15 protein-coding genes are annotated in these 16246 nt (G+C 58.2%); 9 read left to right on the plus strand and 6 right to left on the minus strand.

What is annotated here, in order from left to right; all coding sequences use genetic code 11:
• The first annotated feature begins 39 nt into the window (after positions 1-39).
• The 7 genes from sufB to tenA all read left to right on the plus strand — a co-directional run bounded on the left by sufB (position 40) and on the right by tenA (position 6523).
• Positions 40-1512 carry a Fe-S cluster assembly protein SufB gene (gene sufB, locus ACO07N_RS21240; protein ID WP_421982937.1) on the plus strand — a complete coding sequence of 491 codons (1473 nt, stop codon included), beginning with the start codon at positions 40-42 and terminating at the stop codon, positions 1510-1512.
• Between the two features lie 65 nt (positions 1513-1577).
• Positions 1578-2333 carry a Fe-S cluster assembly ATPase SufC gene (sufC, locus tag ACO07N_RS21245; protein ID WP_421982938.1) on the plus strand — a complete coding sequence of 252 codons (756 nt, stop codon included), beginning with the start codon at positions 1578-1580 and terminating at the stop codon, positions 2331-2333.
• A 26-nt stretch (positions 2334-2359) separates the two neighbouring features.
• A complete protein-coding gene (gene sufD, locus ACO07N_RS21250) occupies positions 2360-3667 on the plus strand; it encodes a Fe-S cluster assembly protein SufD (RefSeq protein ID WP_421982939.1) in 1308 nt (435 codons plus the stop codon).
• Between the two features lie 38 nt (positions 3668-3705).
• Positions 3706-4962 (plus strand): cysteine desulfurase, encoded by a 1257-nt coding sequence (locus tag ACO07N_RS21255; RefSeq protein ID WP_421982940.1) that lies wholly within the window; start codon positions 3706-3708, stop codon positions 4960-4962.
• Positions 4963-4975: 13 nt separating this feature from the next.
• Entirely contained in the window at positions 4976-5371 is a 396-nt protein-coding gene (locus ACO07N_RS21260) for an SUF system Fe-S cluster assembly protein (protein WP_319387356.1), read from the plus strand.
• Positions 5372-5444: 73 nt separating this feature from the next.
• The gene (sufA, locus tag ACO07N_RS21265; RefSeq protein WP_421982941.1) at positions 5445-5825 is read left to right on the plus strand and encodes a Fe-S cluster assembly scaffold SufA; all 381 of its coding nucleotides are present in this window, start codon (positions 5445-5447) and stop codon (positions 5823-5825) included.
• A 35-nt stretch (positions 5826-5860) separates the two neighbouring features.
• Complete coding sequence (gene tenA / locus ACO07N_RS21270) at positions 5861-6523, plus strand: thiaminase II (protein WP_421982942.1); 663 nt, start codon at positions 5861-5863, stop codon at positions 6521-6523.
• 68 nt (positions 6524-6591) lie between these two features.
• On the opposite strand, the gene ACO07N_RS21275 is transcribed toward tenA, so the two are convergent.
• The 3 genes from ACO07N_RS21275 to parE form a co-directional block, all read right to left on the minus strand.
• Positions 6592-7653, minus strand: coding sequence for a GGDEF domain-containing protein (locus ACO07N_RS21275; RefSeq protein WP_421982943.1), 1062 nt, complete (start codon positions 7651-7653; stop codon positions 6592-6594).
• A gap of 123 nt (positions 7654-7776) precedes the next feature.
• Positions 7777-9222, minus strand: a complete 1446-nt coding sequence (locus ACO07N_RS21280; RefSeq protein ID WP_421982944.1) for a DEAD/DEAH box helicase — start codon at positions 9220-9222, stop codon at positions 7777-7779.
• Between the two features lie 358 nt (positions 9223-9580).
• The gene (gene parE / locus ACO07N_RS21285) at positions 9581-11626 is read right to left on the minus strand and encodes a DNA topoisomerase IV subunit B (RefSeq protein ID WP_421982945.1); all 2046 of its coding nucleotides are present in this window, start codon (positions 11624-11626) and stop codon (positions 9581-9583) included.
• Between the two features lie 497 nt (positions 11627-12123).
• Here parE and ACO07N_RS21290 point away from each other — a divergent pair, with 497 nt between their 5' ends.
• Complete coding sequence (locus ACO07N_RS21290) at positions 12124-13065, plus strand: tetratricopeptide repeat protein (protein ID WP_421982946.1); 942 nt, start codon at positions 12124-12126, stop codon at positions 13063-13065.
• Positions 13066-13111: 46 nt separating this feature from the next.
• On the opposite strand, the gene ACO07N_RS21295 is transcribed toward ACO07N_RS21290, so the two are convergent.
• From ACO07N_RS21295 to erpA, 3 genes are all read right to left on the minus strand, one after another.
• A complete protein-coding gene (locus tag ACO07N_RS21295; protein ID WP_421982947.1) occupies positions 13112-13420 on the minus strand; it encodes a hypothetical protein in 309 nt (102 codons plus the stop codon).
• A 229-nt stretch (positions 13421-13649) separates the two neighbouring features.
• Positions 13650-14432 (minus strand): exodeoxyribonuclease III, encoded by a 783-nt coding sequence (gene xth / locus ACO07N_RS21300; RefSeq protein WP_421982948.1) that lies wholly within the window; start codon positions 14430-14432, stop codon positions 13650-13652.
• A gap of 66 nt (positions 14433-14498) precedes the next feature.
• Complete coding sequence (erpA, locus tag ACO07N_RS21305; protein ID WP_421982949.1) at positions 14499-14840, minus strand: iron-sulfur cluster insertion protein ErpA; 342 nt, start codon at positions 14838-14840, stop codon at positions 14499-14501.
• Between the two features lie 145 nt (positions 14841-14985).
• Between erpA and ACO07N_RS21310 the strand changes: the two genes are divergently transcribed.
• Positions 14986-16203 carry a deoxyguanosinetriphosphate triphosphohydrolase gene (locus ACO07N_RS21310; RefSeq protein ID WP_421982950.1) on the plus strand — a complete coding sequence of 406 codons (1218 nt, stop codon included), beginning with the start codon at positions 14986-14988 and terminating at the stop codon, positions 16201-16203.
• Positions 16204-16246: the final 43 nt, after the last annotated feature.

Below are 16246 nucleotides of genomic sequence, written 5' to 3' on the forward strand. Positions count from 1 at the left end.
TTCAAGACGCGGACAAGGTCCGCCAGATGGAGGCAAGGGATGCCAGCTGTACAGGAAACCATCGATCAGGTGAAAGCTATCGATGTTGACCAGTATAAATACGGCTTTGTGACCGACATTGAGTCGGAAAAAGGCGCCAAGGGTCTGTCCGAGGAAACAATCCGGTTTCTGTCCGCAAAGAAGAACGAGCCGGAATGGATGACGGAATGGCGCCTGGACGCGCTGCGCCGGTTCCAGCAGATGGACGAGCCGGACTGGGCGCGCGTCTCGTATCCCAAGATCGATTTCGACGACCTTTATTACTGGGCCGCTCCGAAATCCGTGGAAGGGCCGAAGAGCCTCGATGAGGTCGATCCGGAACTTCTGGCGACCTATGAGAAGCTCGGTATCCCGCTTGCGGAGCAGGAAATCCTGGCCGGCGTCGAGCCGAAGAACCGGGTTGCCGTCGACGCTGTCTTCGATTCCGTCTCCGTCGTCACGACCTTCAAGGAAGAACTGAAGAAGGCGGGCGTCATCTTCTGTTCCATCTCTGAGGCGGTGCGCGAATATCCGGACCTGGTCAAGAAATATCTCGGCTCCGTCGTTCCGGTGACCGACAACTATTACGCCACGCTGAACTCCGCCGTGTTCTCCGACGGGTCCTTCGTCTACATCCCGGAGGGCGTCCGCTGCCCGATGGAACTGTCGACCTATTTCCGAATCAACGAGCAGAACACCGGACAGTTCGAACGCACGCTGATCATTGCCGAAAAGGGTTCTTACGTTTCCTATCTGGAAGGCTGCACGGCGCCGCAGCGCGACGAAAACCAGCTGCATGCGGCTGTTGTTGAACTGGTTGCGCTGGACGATGCCGAGATCAAGTATTCCACCGTCCAGAATTGGTTCCCCGGCGACAAGGACGGCAAGGGCGGCATCTACAATTTCGTCACCAAGCGTGGCGACTGCCGCGGCAAGAACTCCAAGATTTCCTGGACGCAGGTCGAGACCGGGTCCGCGATCACGTGGAAATACCCGTCCTGTATCCTGCGCGGCGAAAATTCCCGCGGTGAGTTCTATTCCATCGCCGTTTCCAACGGTTACCAGCAGGTCGACAGTGGAACCAAGATGATCCACCTGGGCAAGAACTCGTCCAGCCGGATCATCTCCAAGGGCATTTCCGCCGGCCGGTCCCAGAACACCTATCGCGGTCTCGTGTCAGCACACAGGAAAGCGTCGAACGCGCGCAACTTCACGCAGTGCGATTCGCTGCTGATCGGTCAGGACTGTGGTGCGCACACCGTCCCCTATATCGAAAGCAAGAACGCGTCGGCACAATTCGAGCACGAGGCGACCACCTCGAAGATCTCGGACGACCAGATGTTCTACTGCCTGCAGCGCGGGCTGTCGGAGGAAGAGGCGGTTGCGCTGATCGTCAACGGCTTCGTCAAGGACGTGATCCAGCAGTTGCCGATGGAATTCGCCGTTGAGGCGCAGAAGCTGATTTCGATCAGCCTGGAAGGATCGGTGGGCTGAGGCTCCATCAACCCGAATGTGATTGTTTGGGCTGTTTTGCCCGCTGAATAACGAGGAAATATCTCATGCTTGAGATCAAGAACCTTCACGCCCGCATCGCGGAAGACGAAACGGAAATCCTGCGCGGGGTCGATCTGACCGTGAAAGCGGGCGAAGTGCACGCCATCATGGGCCCGAACGGCTCTGGCAAGTCAACCCTGTCCTACGTTCTGGCCGGCAAGGAAGACTACGAAATCACCGAGGGCGAAGTGCTCTTCAACGGTGAGAACATGCTGGAGATGGAACCGGACGAGCGGGCAGCGGCCGGCATGTTCCTTGCGTTCCAGTACCCGATCGAAATTCCGGGTGTCGCCACCATGGAATTTCTGAAAACCGCCATGAACGCGCAGCGCAAGGCTCGCGGCGATGACGCTTTGTCCATTCCGGACTTCATGAAGCGGGTCAAGGCGGCGGCAAGCCACCTCAACGTTTCCATGGACATGCTGAAGCGTCCGCTCAATGTCGGCTTTTCGGGCGGTGAGAAGAAACGCGCTGAAATTCTCCAGATGTCGCTTCTGGAACCGAAGCTCTGCGTGCTCGATGAAACCGACTCCGGTCTCGACATCGATGCGTTGCGGATCGTGTCCGAAGGCGTCAACAAGCTTCGCGGACCGGACCGGGCCATGGTCGTCATCACGCACTACCAGCGTCTGCTTGATCACATCGTGCCGGACGTCGTCCACGTTCTGTCCAAGGGCCGGATCGTCAAGACCGGTGACAAGGATCTGGCGCTCGAGCTGGAGAAGAACGGTTACGCAGACTACGTCGACGCAGCGGCTTGAGGGAACAAAGCGATATGAACGCCAGCATGCCTATCAGACACACCCAGGCCGAAAGCGATCTATTCGACCGTTTCGAGACCGCGAAACCGGACCTTGCCGGGTCCGTTGCCGTTTCCGCCTTGCGCGAGGCAGCGGTCGACCAGATCAGGGACCGCGGATTGCCGCATCGCCGCGTTGAAGAATACAAATATTCGGACCTGCGCGCGTTCATGAAGTCCGCGGCACAGCTTGTTTCGAACGCCGAGGTTGCCAGCACGGAACAGCTGCTGGCGGACCAGAACCTTTTCGGCGACCTGGAACGTCACCGGATTGTCGTCGCCAACGGATCATTCCTCGCGGAACTGTCAGACGTCGTGGCGCTTTCGGCTGAAGGTGTGACGGTCACCGATCTCAACGACGCGCTTGCCGGTGAACACGGCTCTCAGCTGCTTGCCTCTCCGAAGACCGGCCCGAGCGACGGTGTTGTCGCCCTCAACACGGCCTTCGTGCAAGGCGGTGTCGTTGTCGAGGTTGCAGACGGCGCCGAGGTGTCGAAGCCTGTCGAGCTTGTCCACGTCGCAACGTCGTCCGGCGCCCAGGTGACCCGCAACAAGGTCCGCGTCGGCGCAGGTGGAAACCTGAAACTGCTGGAAACCTTCGTCGGTGAGACCGGCGACGGAGAAATCAATGCTGTTTTCGACTACGACGTTGCAGACAAGGCGTTCCTTGCAGCGACCCGTCTGATCGTCGGGTCGAACGATGCCGCCAACCTCCTGACGACGATCGCGACCATTGGCGCGGACGCGGAATTCAAGTCGCTTGGCTTCATGGCAGGCCCGCGCTTTGCGCGCAATCAGCAGTTCATCAATTTCACGGGTGAAAACTCCGAAGCCAAGATCTACGGCGTGACAATGGCCGGCGGCAGCGATCTGGCGGATCAGACGCTGATCGTCGATCACGCTGTGCCGCATTGCAACAGCCGCGAGTTCTTCAAGACCGTGCTCGATGGCAACGCCAGGGGTGTTTACCAGGGCCGGATCAACGTCGCGCAGCATGCACAGAAGACCGACGGCGAAATGATGACGCAGGCGTTGCTTCTGTCGGAAGACGCCGAGATGGCGAACAAGCCCGAACTCGAGATCTTTGCCGATGACGTGCTCTGTGCCCATGGTGCCACAAGCGGCCAGATCGACGAGGACCTTCTGTTCTACCTGCGTGCCCGGGGCATACCGGAAGACGAAGCCAAAACGCTCCTCGTTCTTGCCTTCCTCTCGGAGGCGATCGAGGAGTATGGCGAGGACGACGTGACCGAAGGCCTTGAAGCGCGTGTGCGTGACTGGCTTGCGGGTCACTAGACCGCGCCGAAGGCTTTGGAGATAAGGATCAGCGCCGAATGACCGTCGCGACTGCAGAAAAAGAACCCGTCACAACGGGATACGACGTGGAAGCCATCCGCCGGGATTTTCCGATTCTTTCGCGGGAAGTTTACGGCAAGCCACTGGTTTACCTGGACAACGGCGCGTCGGCACAGAAACCGAACGCTGTGATCGATGCCGTCTCCAAGGCGTATTCGGAAGAATATGCCAATGTACATCGCGGATTGCACTTCCTGTCGAACACGGCGACGGACAACTACGAGGCGGCGCGCGAAAAGGTGCGCCGGTTCCTGAATGCCAAATCCGTCGACGAGGTCGTCTTCACCAAATCGACCACGGAAGCCATCAACCTGGTTTCCTATGGGCTCGGTCCGGATTTCTTCGGCGAGGGCGACGAGATCGTGCTCTCGATCATGGAGCACCATTCCAACATCGTGCCGTGGCATTTCCACCGTGAGCGGCATGGCTCGGTTCTGAAGTGGGTGTATGTGCGCGAGGACGGCTCTTTCGACCTCGATGCTTTCGTGGACACGTTGAGCGACCGGACGAAACTTGTCGCCATCACGCAGATGTCCAATGTCCTCGGCACGGTGGTTCCGATCAAGGAAATCTGCGAGATCGCGCACGAACGGGGCATTCAGGTTCTGGTCGATGGCAGCCAGGCCGCGGTTCACATGCCTGTCGATGTTCAGGATCTCGGCTGTGACTATTACGTCTTCACCGGCCACAAGGTCTATGGTCCTTCGGGGATCGGGGTCCTGTGGGGAAAGCCGGAGCGTTTGAACGCCCTGCGACCGTTCAACGGCGGCGGTGAAATGATCCTTGATGTTACCGAGGACGTCATCACCTACAACGATCCGCCGCACAGGTTTGAAGCCGGGACGCCGCCGATTGTCCAGGCGATCGGCCTTGGTGCCGCGCTGGACTACATGGACCAGATCGGGCGCGAGAACATTGCGCGCCACGAGGCGGATCTGAAGGACTATGCGCATGAGAAGCTGCGCGAGATCAACTCGCTGAGGATCTTCGGAAATGCCCCGGGCAAGGGCGCCATCGTCTCGTTCGAGGTTCAGGGTGCACACGCGCACGACGTTGCGACCATCATTGACCGCGCCGGCGTTGCGGTGAGGGCAGGCACCCACTGCGCACAGCCGCTCTTGGCAAGATACGGTGTAACCTCTACATGTCGTGCAAGCTTCGGCCTCTACAACACGCGCGCGGAAGTGGACGCGCTTTATGAGGCCCTGTTGAAGGCACAAAGCTTTTTCGGGTAAGGACGGACCCACGATGGAAAATGCAACAACGATAGATACCGCCGCGGACGGTGCGGAACTGCAGGCAGAAGTGTCTGCGAAGACGACGATCCCGGAGGCAGAGCTCGACAGGCTGACGACGGACATCGTCGGCGCGCTGAAATCGGTCTACGATCCGGAAATCCCTTGCGATATCTATGAACTCGGCCTGATCTACAAGGTCGATATCGAAGACGATCGTTCGATCAACATCGATATGACCCTGACCGCGCCGGGATGTCCGGTGGCCGGGGAAATGCCGGGTTGGGTCGAAAACGCCGTTTCGGCCGTCGCCGGCGTCGGACCGGTCAATGTCGATATGGTGTTCGATCCGCCCTGGACGCCCGACCGTATGTCGGACGAAGCGAAAGTGGCACTCAACTGGTATTGAGTTCGAAACCTTTTTTCCGATAATCTGAATTCCTATATCAGGTTTCGAACCTTAGAAGCAGATAGAGGACCGAATGGCATCCGCCGGAAAATTCCAGGTCATGACCATGACCGACAGCGCCGCCGAGCGCGTCAGGGAACTTGTCGAAAACGCCGACAAGAATGCCATCGGATTGCGCGTCGGGATCAAGAAGGGCGGCTGCGCCGGCATGGAATACACCATGGACCTGGTCGAAGACGCCAAGCCGGGCGATGACGTGATCGAAGACAGGGGTGCAAAGCTCTTCATCGATCCGTCTGCAGTTCTGTTCCTTCTCGGAACGGAGATGGACTTCGAAGTCACAAAATTCCGGTCCGGTTTCGTGTTCAAGAACCCGAATGAAGTGTCTGCGTGCGGCTGCGGCGAATCCGTGTCGCTTCAGGCAGCAGACGAAGGCGCGTTACCCCTCAACTGATCCGGTGTCCGGATCAATCTGCGACGAGAGTTTCCATGACATTGTTTGAACGGCTCAAGACGCATGCAGCGTCCCAGTGGGCCGACTACACGCGCCACCCCTTTGTCGAACGGCTCGGCAAGGGCGATCTTCCGATCGAGTGTTTCAAGCATTATCTCGTCCAGGACTACCTGTTTCTCATCCAGTTCGCGCGCGCCTATGCGCTCGGCGTCTACAAGAGCTCGACGCTTGCCGACATGCGCCACTCGCTTGAAGGGGTGAAGGCGATCCTGGATGTCGAACTGGAGCTTCACATCGAGATTTGTGGCCGCTGGGGAATGGAGCGGCAGGAGATCGAGAACGCGCCCGAAGATACGCCAACGATGGCCTATACGCGATTTGTGCTGGACGCCGGCATGTCCGGCGACCTGCTGGACCTGCAGGCCGCATTGGCTCCGTGCATCCTCGGGTATGCGGAGATCGGCAAACAGCTGCAGCAGGATGGTTGCGACAATCCCGACAATCCGTATCAGCGCTGGATCCAGGAATATGCCGGTGAAGGCTACCAGGATCTGGCAAGGGGATTCGAGGCCTGGTTCGAGGCAACCTCGGACCTGGTCCTGACGGATCACAGATATCCGCGTGTCCTGTCACTCTTTGAAAAAGCGTGCCGGCTGGAAAGTGATTTCTGGCAGATGGGACTTGACGCGAAAGGATAATCGGTCAGGCAGGTTCGGAAGGGCTCGTCCGCGTGGTCAGAACCGCGGGCAGGGCATGTTGCTCGCCGTCAGGCGACGTTTTCTGCGGCCTTTGCGGAGGGCAGGTCCAGTTCGGTCTTGACCAGGTTCCGGCCGGCATTCTTGGCTGCATAAAGAGCCTCGTCGGCGCGGGACACGATCGAGTGTGCCGTATCGATCTGATCAAAAGTTGCGATACCGACCGATATCGTCACGCGCCCGAGATTCTCGCCGGTGGATCGTTTCACCAGTTCCTTCGACATCACTGCGGTTCTGATGCGCTCGCCGATTTCACCCGCTTCTTGAAGGTTCGACTGAGGCAGGATGATGGAAAACTCTTCGCCGCCATACCGGCAGGCAATGTCCTGTGTTTTGATGTTCTGCTTGACTGCCAGCGCAACGAGACGCAGCACCTGGTCGCCCGTCTGGTGTCCGTAGGTGTCATTGAATTTCTTGAAATGATCGATATCCGTCATCAGCAGAGCAAAGCTGCGCTTGCTGTCTTTGGACTGGTCGACGATCTTTTCCAGTGAAACTTCAAAGTGTTTCCGGTTGTTCAGCGTCGTCAACTCGTCCGTGAGGGATTCATAGCGAATCGCTTCGAGCGAGGACTGCAGGTTCTCGATGTGCTTTTTGGACTCCAGCAATTGGCTTTCGAGCTTCCGGTTTGAAGCCACGGCGTTTTGGGTCGATTTCACGAGATGCGTGACGTAGAGCTGCAGTTTCTGAGGATCGTCCAGCCGCTTGATCTTTTCGCCGGCCTGTTCGAGGGAACTGCCATAATCGGATGTCGCGTCTGCGCTCAGTTTTAGCGATTCGATGAGTTCTTCGACTTCCCTGGAAACCTTGGTGCCGACTTCATCGAGGCGGTCGCCGAGGCGCGTCGGGGACAGGAAACGCCCGTAGAGGTTCAGCATTTCATCGGTGCTGACCCGGCCTTTTTCCTTGATGGTCTCGTTGACGGCCCTGTTGAGACCCTGATTGTAACCGGCCGCATACGTGTACCAGAGCTCATAGGAGCGCGGGTACGCCGGCAGCGTGTTTTTTCTAATATAGCCGACAGCGGACTCACCATACTTGATGGTCCGGCTATGGTCGTCTTCTTCAGACATAGAGCTTCTCTCACCTTCACCTTGCGAATCCGCCCCACACGGTCGCAAGATATAGGTCCCAAGGTCTGACGGAAGATTTAAGGAGCGGTTAAGCCTAAAGGAATTCACTTGTAAAAAGTGACGTTACGACGCTTTTTTCGGACGCGGTTCGCGAAGCAGGAAAGCAGGGATGTGAACACCCGGGCTGAAAGCAGGCTCGAGTTTGTCGTTTCTGGACTTTTTGCTCGCGGGTTTTTGCGGAAGTTCCGAAACTGATACCGGGCTCATTGCGTCTTTCTGCTCCTGTCTGCCGTCCGTGTCGGTGTCGCGCTGTTTGGACTGCGAAGTACGACGTCTGCCAGACGACTTTGTCTGAGGGGCGTCGTTGTCATTGCTGGATTCGCTCTTCGAGGTCTTGCCCGATTTGCGGCGCGCCTTGCGCTCCTTGGCGGCTGCCTCGAAATCAATCGGCTCGCCGAGCCAGTCGATTGTCTTGTTGATCAGCGTTTCAATCGCATCGAGATACTTTTTGTCCTCGCCGGTCACGAGTGTGTAGGCGGTCCCGCTGCGGCCTGCGCGTCCCGTCCGGCCGATGCGGTGAACATAGTCTTCCGCGTTGATCGGTACGTCGTAGTTGAACACGTGGCTGACTTCGGGAATGTCGAGCCCGCGGGCTGCGACATCGCTGGCAACGAGCAGCTTGATGCTGCCTTTCCGGAAATTGTCCAGCATCATCATGCGGGTGCGCTGGTCCATGTCTCCGTGAAGGGTGCCGACATTGTATTCATGGCGCTCGAGCGAGCGGAACAGCGTCGAAACATCCCGCTTCCGATTGCAGAATACGATCGCGTTCTTCAGTTCCTCCGCACCGTCCAGGAGTTCGCGCAAAGCTGCGCGCTTTTCAAAATCCTTGGACGGAGACGCTTTCAGTTGCTGGCTGACATTCTCTGCCGTGGACGACGTGGGAGCAACTTCGATGCGCGCAGGGTTCTGCAGAAAGGTGTCCGTCAGGCGCTGGATTTCCGGCGGCATGGTTGCCGAGAAAAACAGCGTCTGGCGCGTGAACGGGATCAGCTTGCAGATCCGCTCGATATCCGGAATGAAGCCCATGTCCAGCATGCGGTCGGCTTCGTCGATGACAAGGATTTCAACGCCTTGCAGCAGGAGCTTGCCGCGCTCGAAATGGTCGAGCAGCCGCCCGGGCGTCGCGATCAGCACGTCTGTGCCGCGATCGAGTTTCCTGTCCTGCTCGGCGAAGGAAACACCACCGATCAGCAGGGCCACATTGAGTTTGTGGTTGGTGCCGTATTTCTCGAAATTCTCTTCAACCTGGGCGGCGAGTTCGCGCGTCGGCTCCAGGATGAGCGTCCGTGGCATGCGTGCTCTTGCACGGCCTTTTTCAAGCAGCGTGAGCATGGGCAGCGTGAAGCTGGCCGTCTTGCCGGTCCCGGTCTGCGCAATGCCGAGAATGTCCCGCCGTTCCAGAACCTGCGGGATCGCGCCGGCCTGGATCGCTGTGGGTTCCTTGTAACCTGCTGCATCAACTGCAGAGAGCACCTTCTCGCTAAGACCGAGAGTATCAAATGACATGGAGCGTTTTGCCCAAATGTTGTGATTGTTAAACGACAGAACGGCGGGGAACCCGGGCGCTATCGTGCGCACACACTACATTCATGCGCTCCGGTGTCAATGCGCCATTGAGGTAAATTTCCAAGAAAATCGAGTATTTCTGAGCAATAATTTTCAACTGAGTTAATAGTGGGGGTAGCTGCACTTGTTTTTCTGCTTCGTGGTGCCTTCACCTGCCGCAATAATTTGCAAAATGATTGCCTGTTTTTGCAACAAAAAATCCGCGCCAATCGTGCCGGGAGCGTCCCAAATTCTGTGAAAAAGCTTATGGAACAACACGTTCGATTCACGTGACGCGAAAGCAACAGGGCCGGTTCATCTAGATGTCGAGGTCATCGGCGAATTCGGCGTTCTCCTGAATGAAGCGGAAGCGCGCTTCAGGCTTGTTGCCCATGAGCCTTTCAACCGTATCGTTTGTCGTTCCGATATCCATCTCGTCCACCGCGACCTTCAGCATCGAGCGTTTCGAGGGATCCATCGTGGTTTCCTTCAGCTGCGCCGGCAACATTTCACCCAGGCCCTTGAACCGGCCGATTTCCACCTTTGACTTTCCTTTGAAGGCTGTCTCCAGCAGTTCGTCCTTGTGCGCATCGTCGCGCGCATAGAGCGTCTTGCCGCCCTGGCTCAGGCGATAAAGCGGCGGGACGGCGAGGAACAGGTGGCCGCTGCGTATGAGTTCAGGCATTTCGCGGTAGAAGAAGGTGATCAGCAGGGACGCGATGTGCGCACCGTCGACATCCGCATCCGTCATGATCACGATCTTCTCGTAGCGCAGGTCCGCATCCCGGTACTGTGACCGTGTTCCGCAGCCGAGCGCCTGGATCAGGTCCGCGAGTTGCTGGTTCGCAACGAGCTTGTCCCGTCCCGCGTTGGCGACATTCAGGATCTTGCCGCGCAGGGGCAGGACGGCCTGGTTCGAGCGATTTCGTGCCTGCTTCGCTGAGCCGCCGGCCGAGTCGCCCTCCACGATGAACAGCTCCGTTCCGTCCGCCTGGTTGGCCGAACAGTCGGCGAGCTTGCCGGGCAGGCGAAGTTTCCGCACCGCGGATTTGCGCGCAACGTCCTTTTCCTGCCGGCGTCTCAGGCGCTCGTCGGCGCGGTCGATAACCCATTCAAGCAACTTGTTTGCCTGGTTCGGGGATGCGGTCAGCCAGTGATCGAACGCATCGCGTACCGCGGCTTCGGTGACACGCGTTGCTTCATTGGTTGCGAGCTTGTCTTTTGTCTGTCCGACAAATTCGGGTTCGCGGATGAACACTGACAGCATGCCGCCGGCAGAAGTCATCACGTCGTCGCCGGTGATGATGCTGGCTTTCTTGTTGTTCGTGAGTTCGCCATAGGCTTTCAGGCCGCGCAGCAGCGCGTAGCGAAACCCGGCTTCATGCGTTCCGCCTTCCGGTGTGGGGACGGTGTTGCAGTAGGAATTGACGAAGCCATCGCCAGCGAACCAGTTCACGGCCCATTCGACGGAGCCGTGTTTTCCCGTCTTGTCTGTCCGGCCGGCAAAGATCTCATCGACCACGCGGCGTTCACTCGTGAGGCGCTCGGCCAGAAAGTCCTTCAGGCCGCCCGGGAAGTGGAAGACAGCTTCCGCAGGTGTTGCTTCCTTGCCGTCGATCAGGTCGGGATCGCAGTGCCACCTGATTTCGACACCGCCGAACAGGTACGCCTTCGAGCGTGCCATCTTGAGGAGGCGGGCGGGTTTGAACCTTGCATTTTTGCCGAAAATCTCCTCGTCCGGTCTGAAGCGCACAAGCGTGCCACGCCTGTTTTGCGTGTCTCCGACCATTTCGAGCGCGCCTTGCGGGTGCCCCCTGCGGAATGTCTGGCGATAGAGTTTCCGGCTGCGCGCAACCTCGACGACAAGTTCTTCGGAGAGCGCGTTCACCACCGAGACACCTACGCCGTGCAGGCCGCCGGACGTCTCGTAGACCTTGCTGTCGAACTTTCCGCCCGCATGAAGCGTCGTCATGATCACTTCAAGCGCGGATTTGTCCTTGAACTTTGGGTGCGGATCAACGGGGATGCCGCGCCCGTTGTCGACGATCGTGAGGGAACCATCCGCCGCAAGCGTCACATCGATCCAAGTCGCGTGCCCGGCGACGGCTTCGTCCATGGAGTTGTCGATGACTTCGGCGAAGAGGTGATGCAGGGCTTTTTCGTCTGTCCCGCCGATATACATGCCCGGCCGGCGCCGGACCGGTTCAAGGCCCTCGAGAACCTCGATGTCGGCCGCTGAATAGTCTTCCGGGTTTGGAACGGCTGCGATTGGGCGCTTTTTTGCGGGCGCGGTTTTCGGGCTGGTGTCGCCGATGGTCGTCGCTCTCGCCGCATTGCCGGCAAATAAATCGTCTTTTGCGCTCATTCCGTCTCGCCTGAAGGGTCACATTCCGAACGGTGTCGGGTCCATGTCGATACCTACACCGAATCACGAACAAGTTTGAAGGACAAATGCAGAACGGCAAAGGATTTTGCCCCAAAGCCCCGGTTTTCAACAGAGACGATTGATTTTGGCCGGTGGAAACCGATCATCAACCCGCTTGTGTTTATCTGGGAACGAAGGAACCGGGGGCATCCCTTAAATGTGCTGTTTCGGCAACACTCCTCGACAGAGTCACGGTTGTGAGCCTGGAAAATCAAAGTTGCCCATGTTCAGCCATGTTTGGGCAGCAACCGTTACGCTAAGTTCGGTTGTCCGGGAAACGATGCATGCATTGTTCTTTGAGCAATCGCTAACGGAAGAAACCCGCAAATCGTCTTATTTGCGCCAACAATGGCCAAACTTAAGCCGAATTGCTTGGCCAGTTTGGGCACATCAAAAAGAAACCGTCCGGGCATGAGGGCGGAACGAAGAGACAGGAAATGCGCGAGGCGCGAACAACATTAAAAGCCGTCGAGAACGAACGGCCTGCCGCTCGACTTCGGCTTGGCGGTTATCGCGAGTTTTGTGGGCGCGATTGGTTTCCGCTGCTGAAGGGCATTGGAAAACAAGGCCTGCTGTGCGCTGCCCTGTGTCTTGGACTGGGTGGTGCGGCAGCCGCATTTGACGGTCAATCCAGTTCCGACGTGACGATTGGCGGCGAAACCCTGTCGCCTTCGGAAGCCTTGCGTGCAGGCGCGCGGCAATACTATTCGGGCGACAAGGCAGGCGCCCTCAGTTCGCTGCAATACGCCGCCGAAAACGGACAGCCGATGGCCGCGTGGAAACTTGGCGAGATGTATGCCAAGGGGGACGGTGTTCAGGAAGACGACCTGAAGGCATTCCAGTATTACAGCCAGATCGTGCGTGAACATGGCGATGACAGTCCGAGTGCCCCCGACGCGCCGTTCGTATCCAGCGCGTTCGTTGCACTCGGCTCTTATTACCTCGATGGGATCGAAGGCTCCGTTCCAAAGAACGAACTGCGTGCACGCCAGATTTTCACGCATGCAGCGTCCTATTTCGGTGACGCCGATGCCCAGTACCAGTTGGGACGCATGTACCAGGACAACAATCATCGCATGGCCGTGCGGTGGTACAATCTCGCTGCCCTGAAAGGTCATGTCGGGGCGCAGGCAAGACTGGGCGAAACGCTCTACACGATTGGCACCTCCGAGAAGAAAAAAGCGCGCGGCCTCATGTGGCTCACCGTTGCCAGGGAGCAGGCGGACGGCGCGGACGCCGTCTGGATCAACGCAATGCACGAGCAGTATTTCGCGGTGTCCCCGGAACCCGTGCGGGAAAAGGCACGCTCGCTCGCCGATGGCTGGATCCAGCAAAACCGTCCGGACATGCTGACCGCTCAGCAGCTCAAAACCCAGTAATTCAATGACATCGAAGCGAAGTGCGCGCCCGGATCAATAGGGCGTGTCAGCCCAGTTCCTCGCGCGCACCATCGATCCGTTCGGACGTGGTTCCGTCCCGGTGATCAATGATGTCACCTGTCAGGTTCTTGTCGTATTCCAAAGGCAGCATTGAAAGCGGGCAGGGCGCGTTGGTGAATTTCCACGACGTGTTGTTCAGGACCATGGAACAGGTTGCCATCTTCATCCCGTTCGGGCTCTTGAGACAGATGGATTCCCCGACACCGTAGTCGGACCCCTTGTATCTGCATGTGCAGCTGATGTTCTGAGCATGCGCGAGAGTGCTCAGGAAGACCACCCCGAAACCGGCCAGCAACGCTGACAGTTTCGCCGCCCTGGCAAGCGACGGAGCAAGTGCCGGGCGTAATCCCGGACCGCAATGGTGCCTGCTTTTTGCCGGTGCAGGCGAGAAGTGGCGAAGAGTTATCCCATTGCGAAAAGAGTACCACGCAGACGTTTGTCCGCAAGTACTCCAAGCGATTTGTAATAATTTCAAGAATTACGGACGCGCCGCAGCAACGCAAGTGTTGCCGGGAAACGCAACCTTACGCGGTCAGCTGAACCCACACCGGTACGTGATCGGATGGCTTTTCCCAACCGCGAACGTGCTTGTCGATGCCGCAACCGGACATCCGGTCGGCTGCCTGCGGAGACAACAGGATGTGGTCGATCCTGATGCCGTTGTTTTTTTGCCATGCACCCGCCTGATAGTCCCAGAACGTGTAGGTTTCCGGTGCTTCTGTGCAGGCACGCACGGCCTCTGTCAGGCCCAGGTTGGTAAGGGCTCTGAAACGTTGCCTGCTTTCAGGTTGAAAGAGGGCATCGTCGAGCCAGTTTTGCGGGTTCCTGGCGTCGATTGGATCCGGTATGACGTTGAAATCGCCCAGGAGGATATAGGCGTTCTCATCGCGCAGCCGGTCTTCCGCATGCGCAATCAAACGGTCCATCCAGCCGATCTTGTAGGGAAACTTCTCGCTTCCCATCGGGTTTCCGTTCGGCAGGTAAAGGCATCCGAATCGCACGGCGCCCAAATCCGTCGAAACCGACGCTTCGATGAACCGGGCCTGCTCGTCGCCGTCATCCCCGGGGAGCCGCCGCATGACATCCTCGAGCGGCTTTTTGGAAAGCAGCGCAACACCGTTGAAGCCCTTCTGGCCGTGGGTTTCCACGTTGTAGCCCAGATCCTCGAACGGCTGGCGCGGGAAATTCTCATCGACCGACTTGATTTCCTGAAGACAGGCAATGTCCGGCGACGTCTCCTTCAACCATTCAAGAACCGTGTCGATGCGCGCCTTGACGCCATTGATGTTCCAGGTGGCAATCCGCATCCGCCCGTATGTCCTGTGCTGGAGTTCTTGCCGCGCGATCCGGCTTGAAAAGGAAGAGTACCTGATTCAGATCGTGAAGCTGGTGCCGCATCCGCAGCCGGCAGTGGCATTCGGGTTGTTGATCTGAAACGATTGACCGATGAGATCGTCGACGAAATCGATCTCCGACCCGCCCATGTACTGAAGCGACACGGAATCGACCAGCACGGTCGCCCCTGTCTTTTCAATGACCAGATCATCGTCTTCCGAGCGATCGACGACGTCGTATTTGTATTGCAAACCGGAGCAGCCGCCACCTTCGACACTGACCCGAAGCATGCTTCCTGCGGGCTCGCCGGACAAAATCTTGGCAATGCGCTTGGCAGCGCGATCGCTCACTGTTACTCGATTTTCAAGTGTTTCGGTCATCTTCTGCCGACTCGCTGTGCTCTTGTAAGTGGCCAAGAGCAGGAAACCTGACTTATTCAGATAAGTAAGTTTTGAATGCGCTCGCGTCAATCTGTGGCACGCGATAAGACTGGGTGAAGCAGCATTGAACGGTGACGGGTCGCAGATGAACAAGGATATTGGCTACGGAGCGCAGTCGCGCGCCATCTATGCGGAAAACCCGGCGGCGAGCAGGGGACGGCTGTTCGCCGAAGCCGAGAGCCCGACCCGGACGCCATTCCAGCGCGACCGTGACAGGATCATACACTCGTCGGCCTTTCGAAGGCTGAAGCACAAGACCCAGGTTTTCGTCTATCACGAGGGCGATCACTACCGCACGCGCCTGACCCACACCATCGAGGTTGCCCAGATCGCGCGTTCCCTGGCCAGGGCGCTGCGTCTCGACGAGGATCTGGCGGAATGCCTGGCGCTGGCCCACGATCTGGGACACACCCCTTTCGGCCATGAGGGCGAGGACGTCATGCACGAGTGCATGGCACCCTATGAAGGCTTTGACCACAATGCGCAGTCGCTGCGCGTGGTGACAAGCCTGGAACACAGGTATGCCGATTTCGACGGTTTGAACCTTGCGTGGGAAACGCTTGAGGGTCTCGTCAAGCACAACGGTCCCCTGGTTTCGGACGACGGAACGCCGCTCGGCAAGTTCAGGCATGGCGAGCTTCCCTTCGCGATCCGGCAATATGCCGAAAAGCAGGACCTTCTCCTGCACACGTGGCCCGGCGGTGAAGCCCAGGCGGCCGCCATCGCGGATGACATTGCCTATGATGCGCACGATCTCGACGATGGCCTCAGGGCCGGGCTTTTTGCCGTCGAGGACATGCAGTCGGTTCCGTTCCTTGCCGACATACTGAAGGAAGTCGACACACGGTATCCGGGTTTGGAGGAAGGGCGCCGCATACATGAGATCGTCAGGCGTTCGATAACGAGGATGGTGGAGGACGTCATCCGGCATTCCCTTGCCAACCTCACCGAGACCGCACCCGAAAACGCATCGGACATAAGAGCGGCTGGCAAGTGTCTGATCGGCTTCTCCGATACGATGACGCCGGCGGAAAAGGAAGTGAAACGCTTCCTGTTCGCGCGCGTTTACCGGCACGACGACGTTCTGGCGGTGCGCAGGATCGTTGCCAGGATCGTGAGAGACCTGTTCGACAAGTTCCGGTCCGACCCTGGTCTGATGCCGAAGCCGTGGAGCGAGGGTCTTGAAGGATTGAGCGATGCCGGGATCGCACGCCGCATCTGCGACTATATCGCGGGCATGACCGACCGGTACGCCATTGACGAGCACCGCAGACTGTTTGACGACACACCGGAATTAGGGTAGGCGCTTGATCGACTTGATCACCCTGTTGCGCCGAGGATGACAC

The sequence above is a fragment of the Roseibium sp. genome, from assembly GCF_965229775.1.
Lineage (GTDB): Bacteria > Pseudomonadota > Alphaproteobacteria > Rhizobiales > Stappiaceae > Roseibium.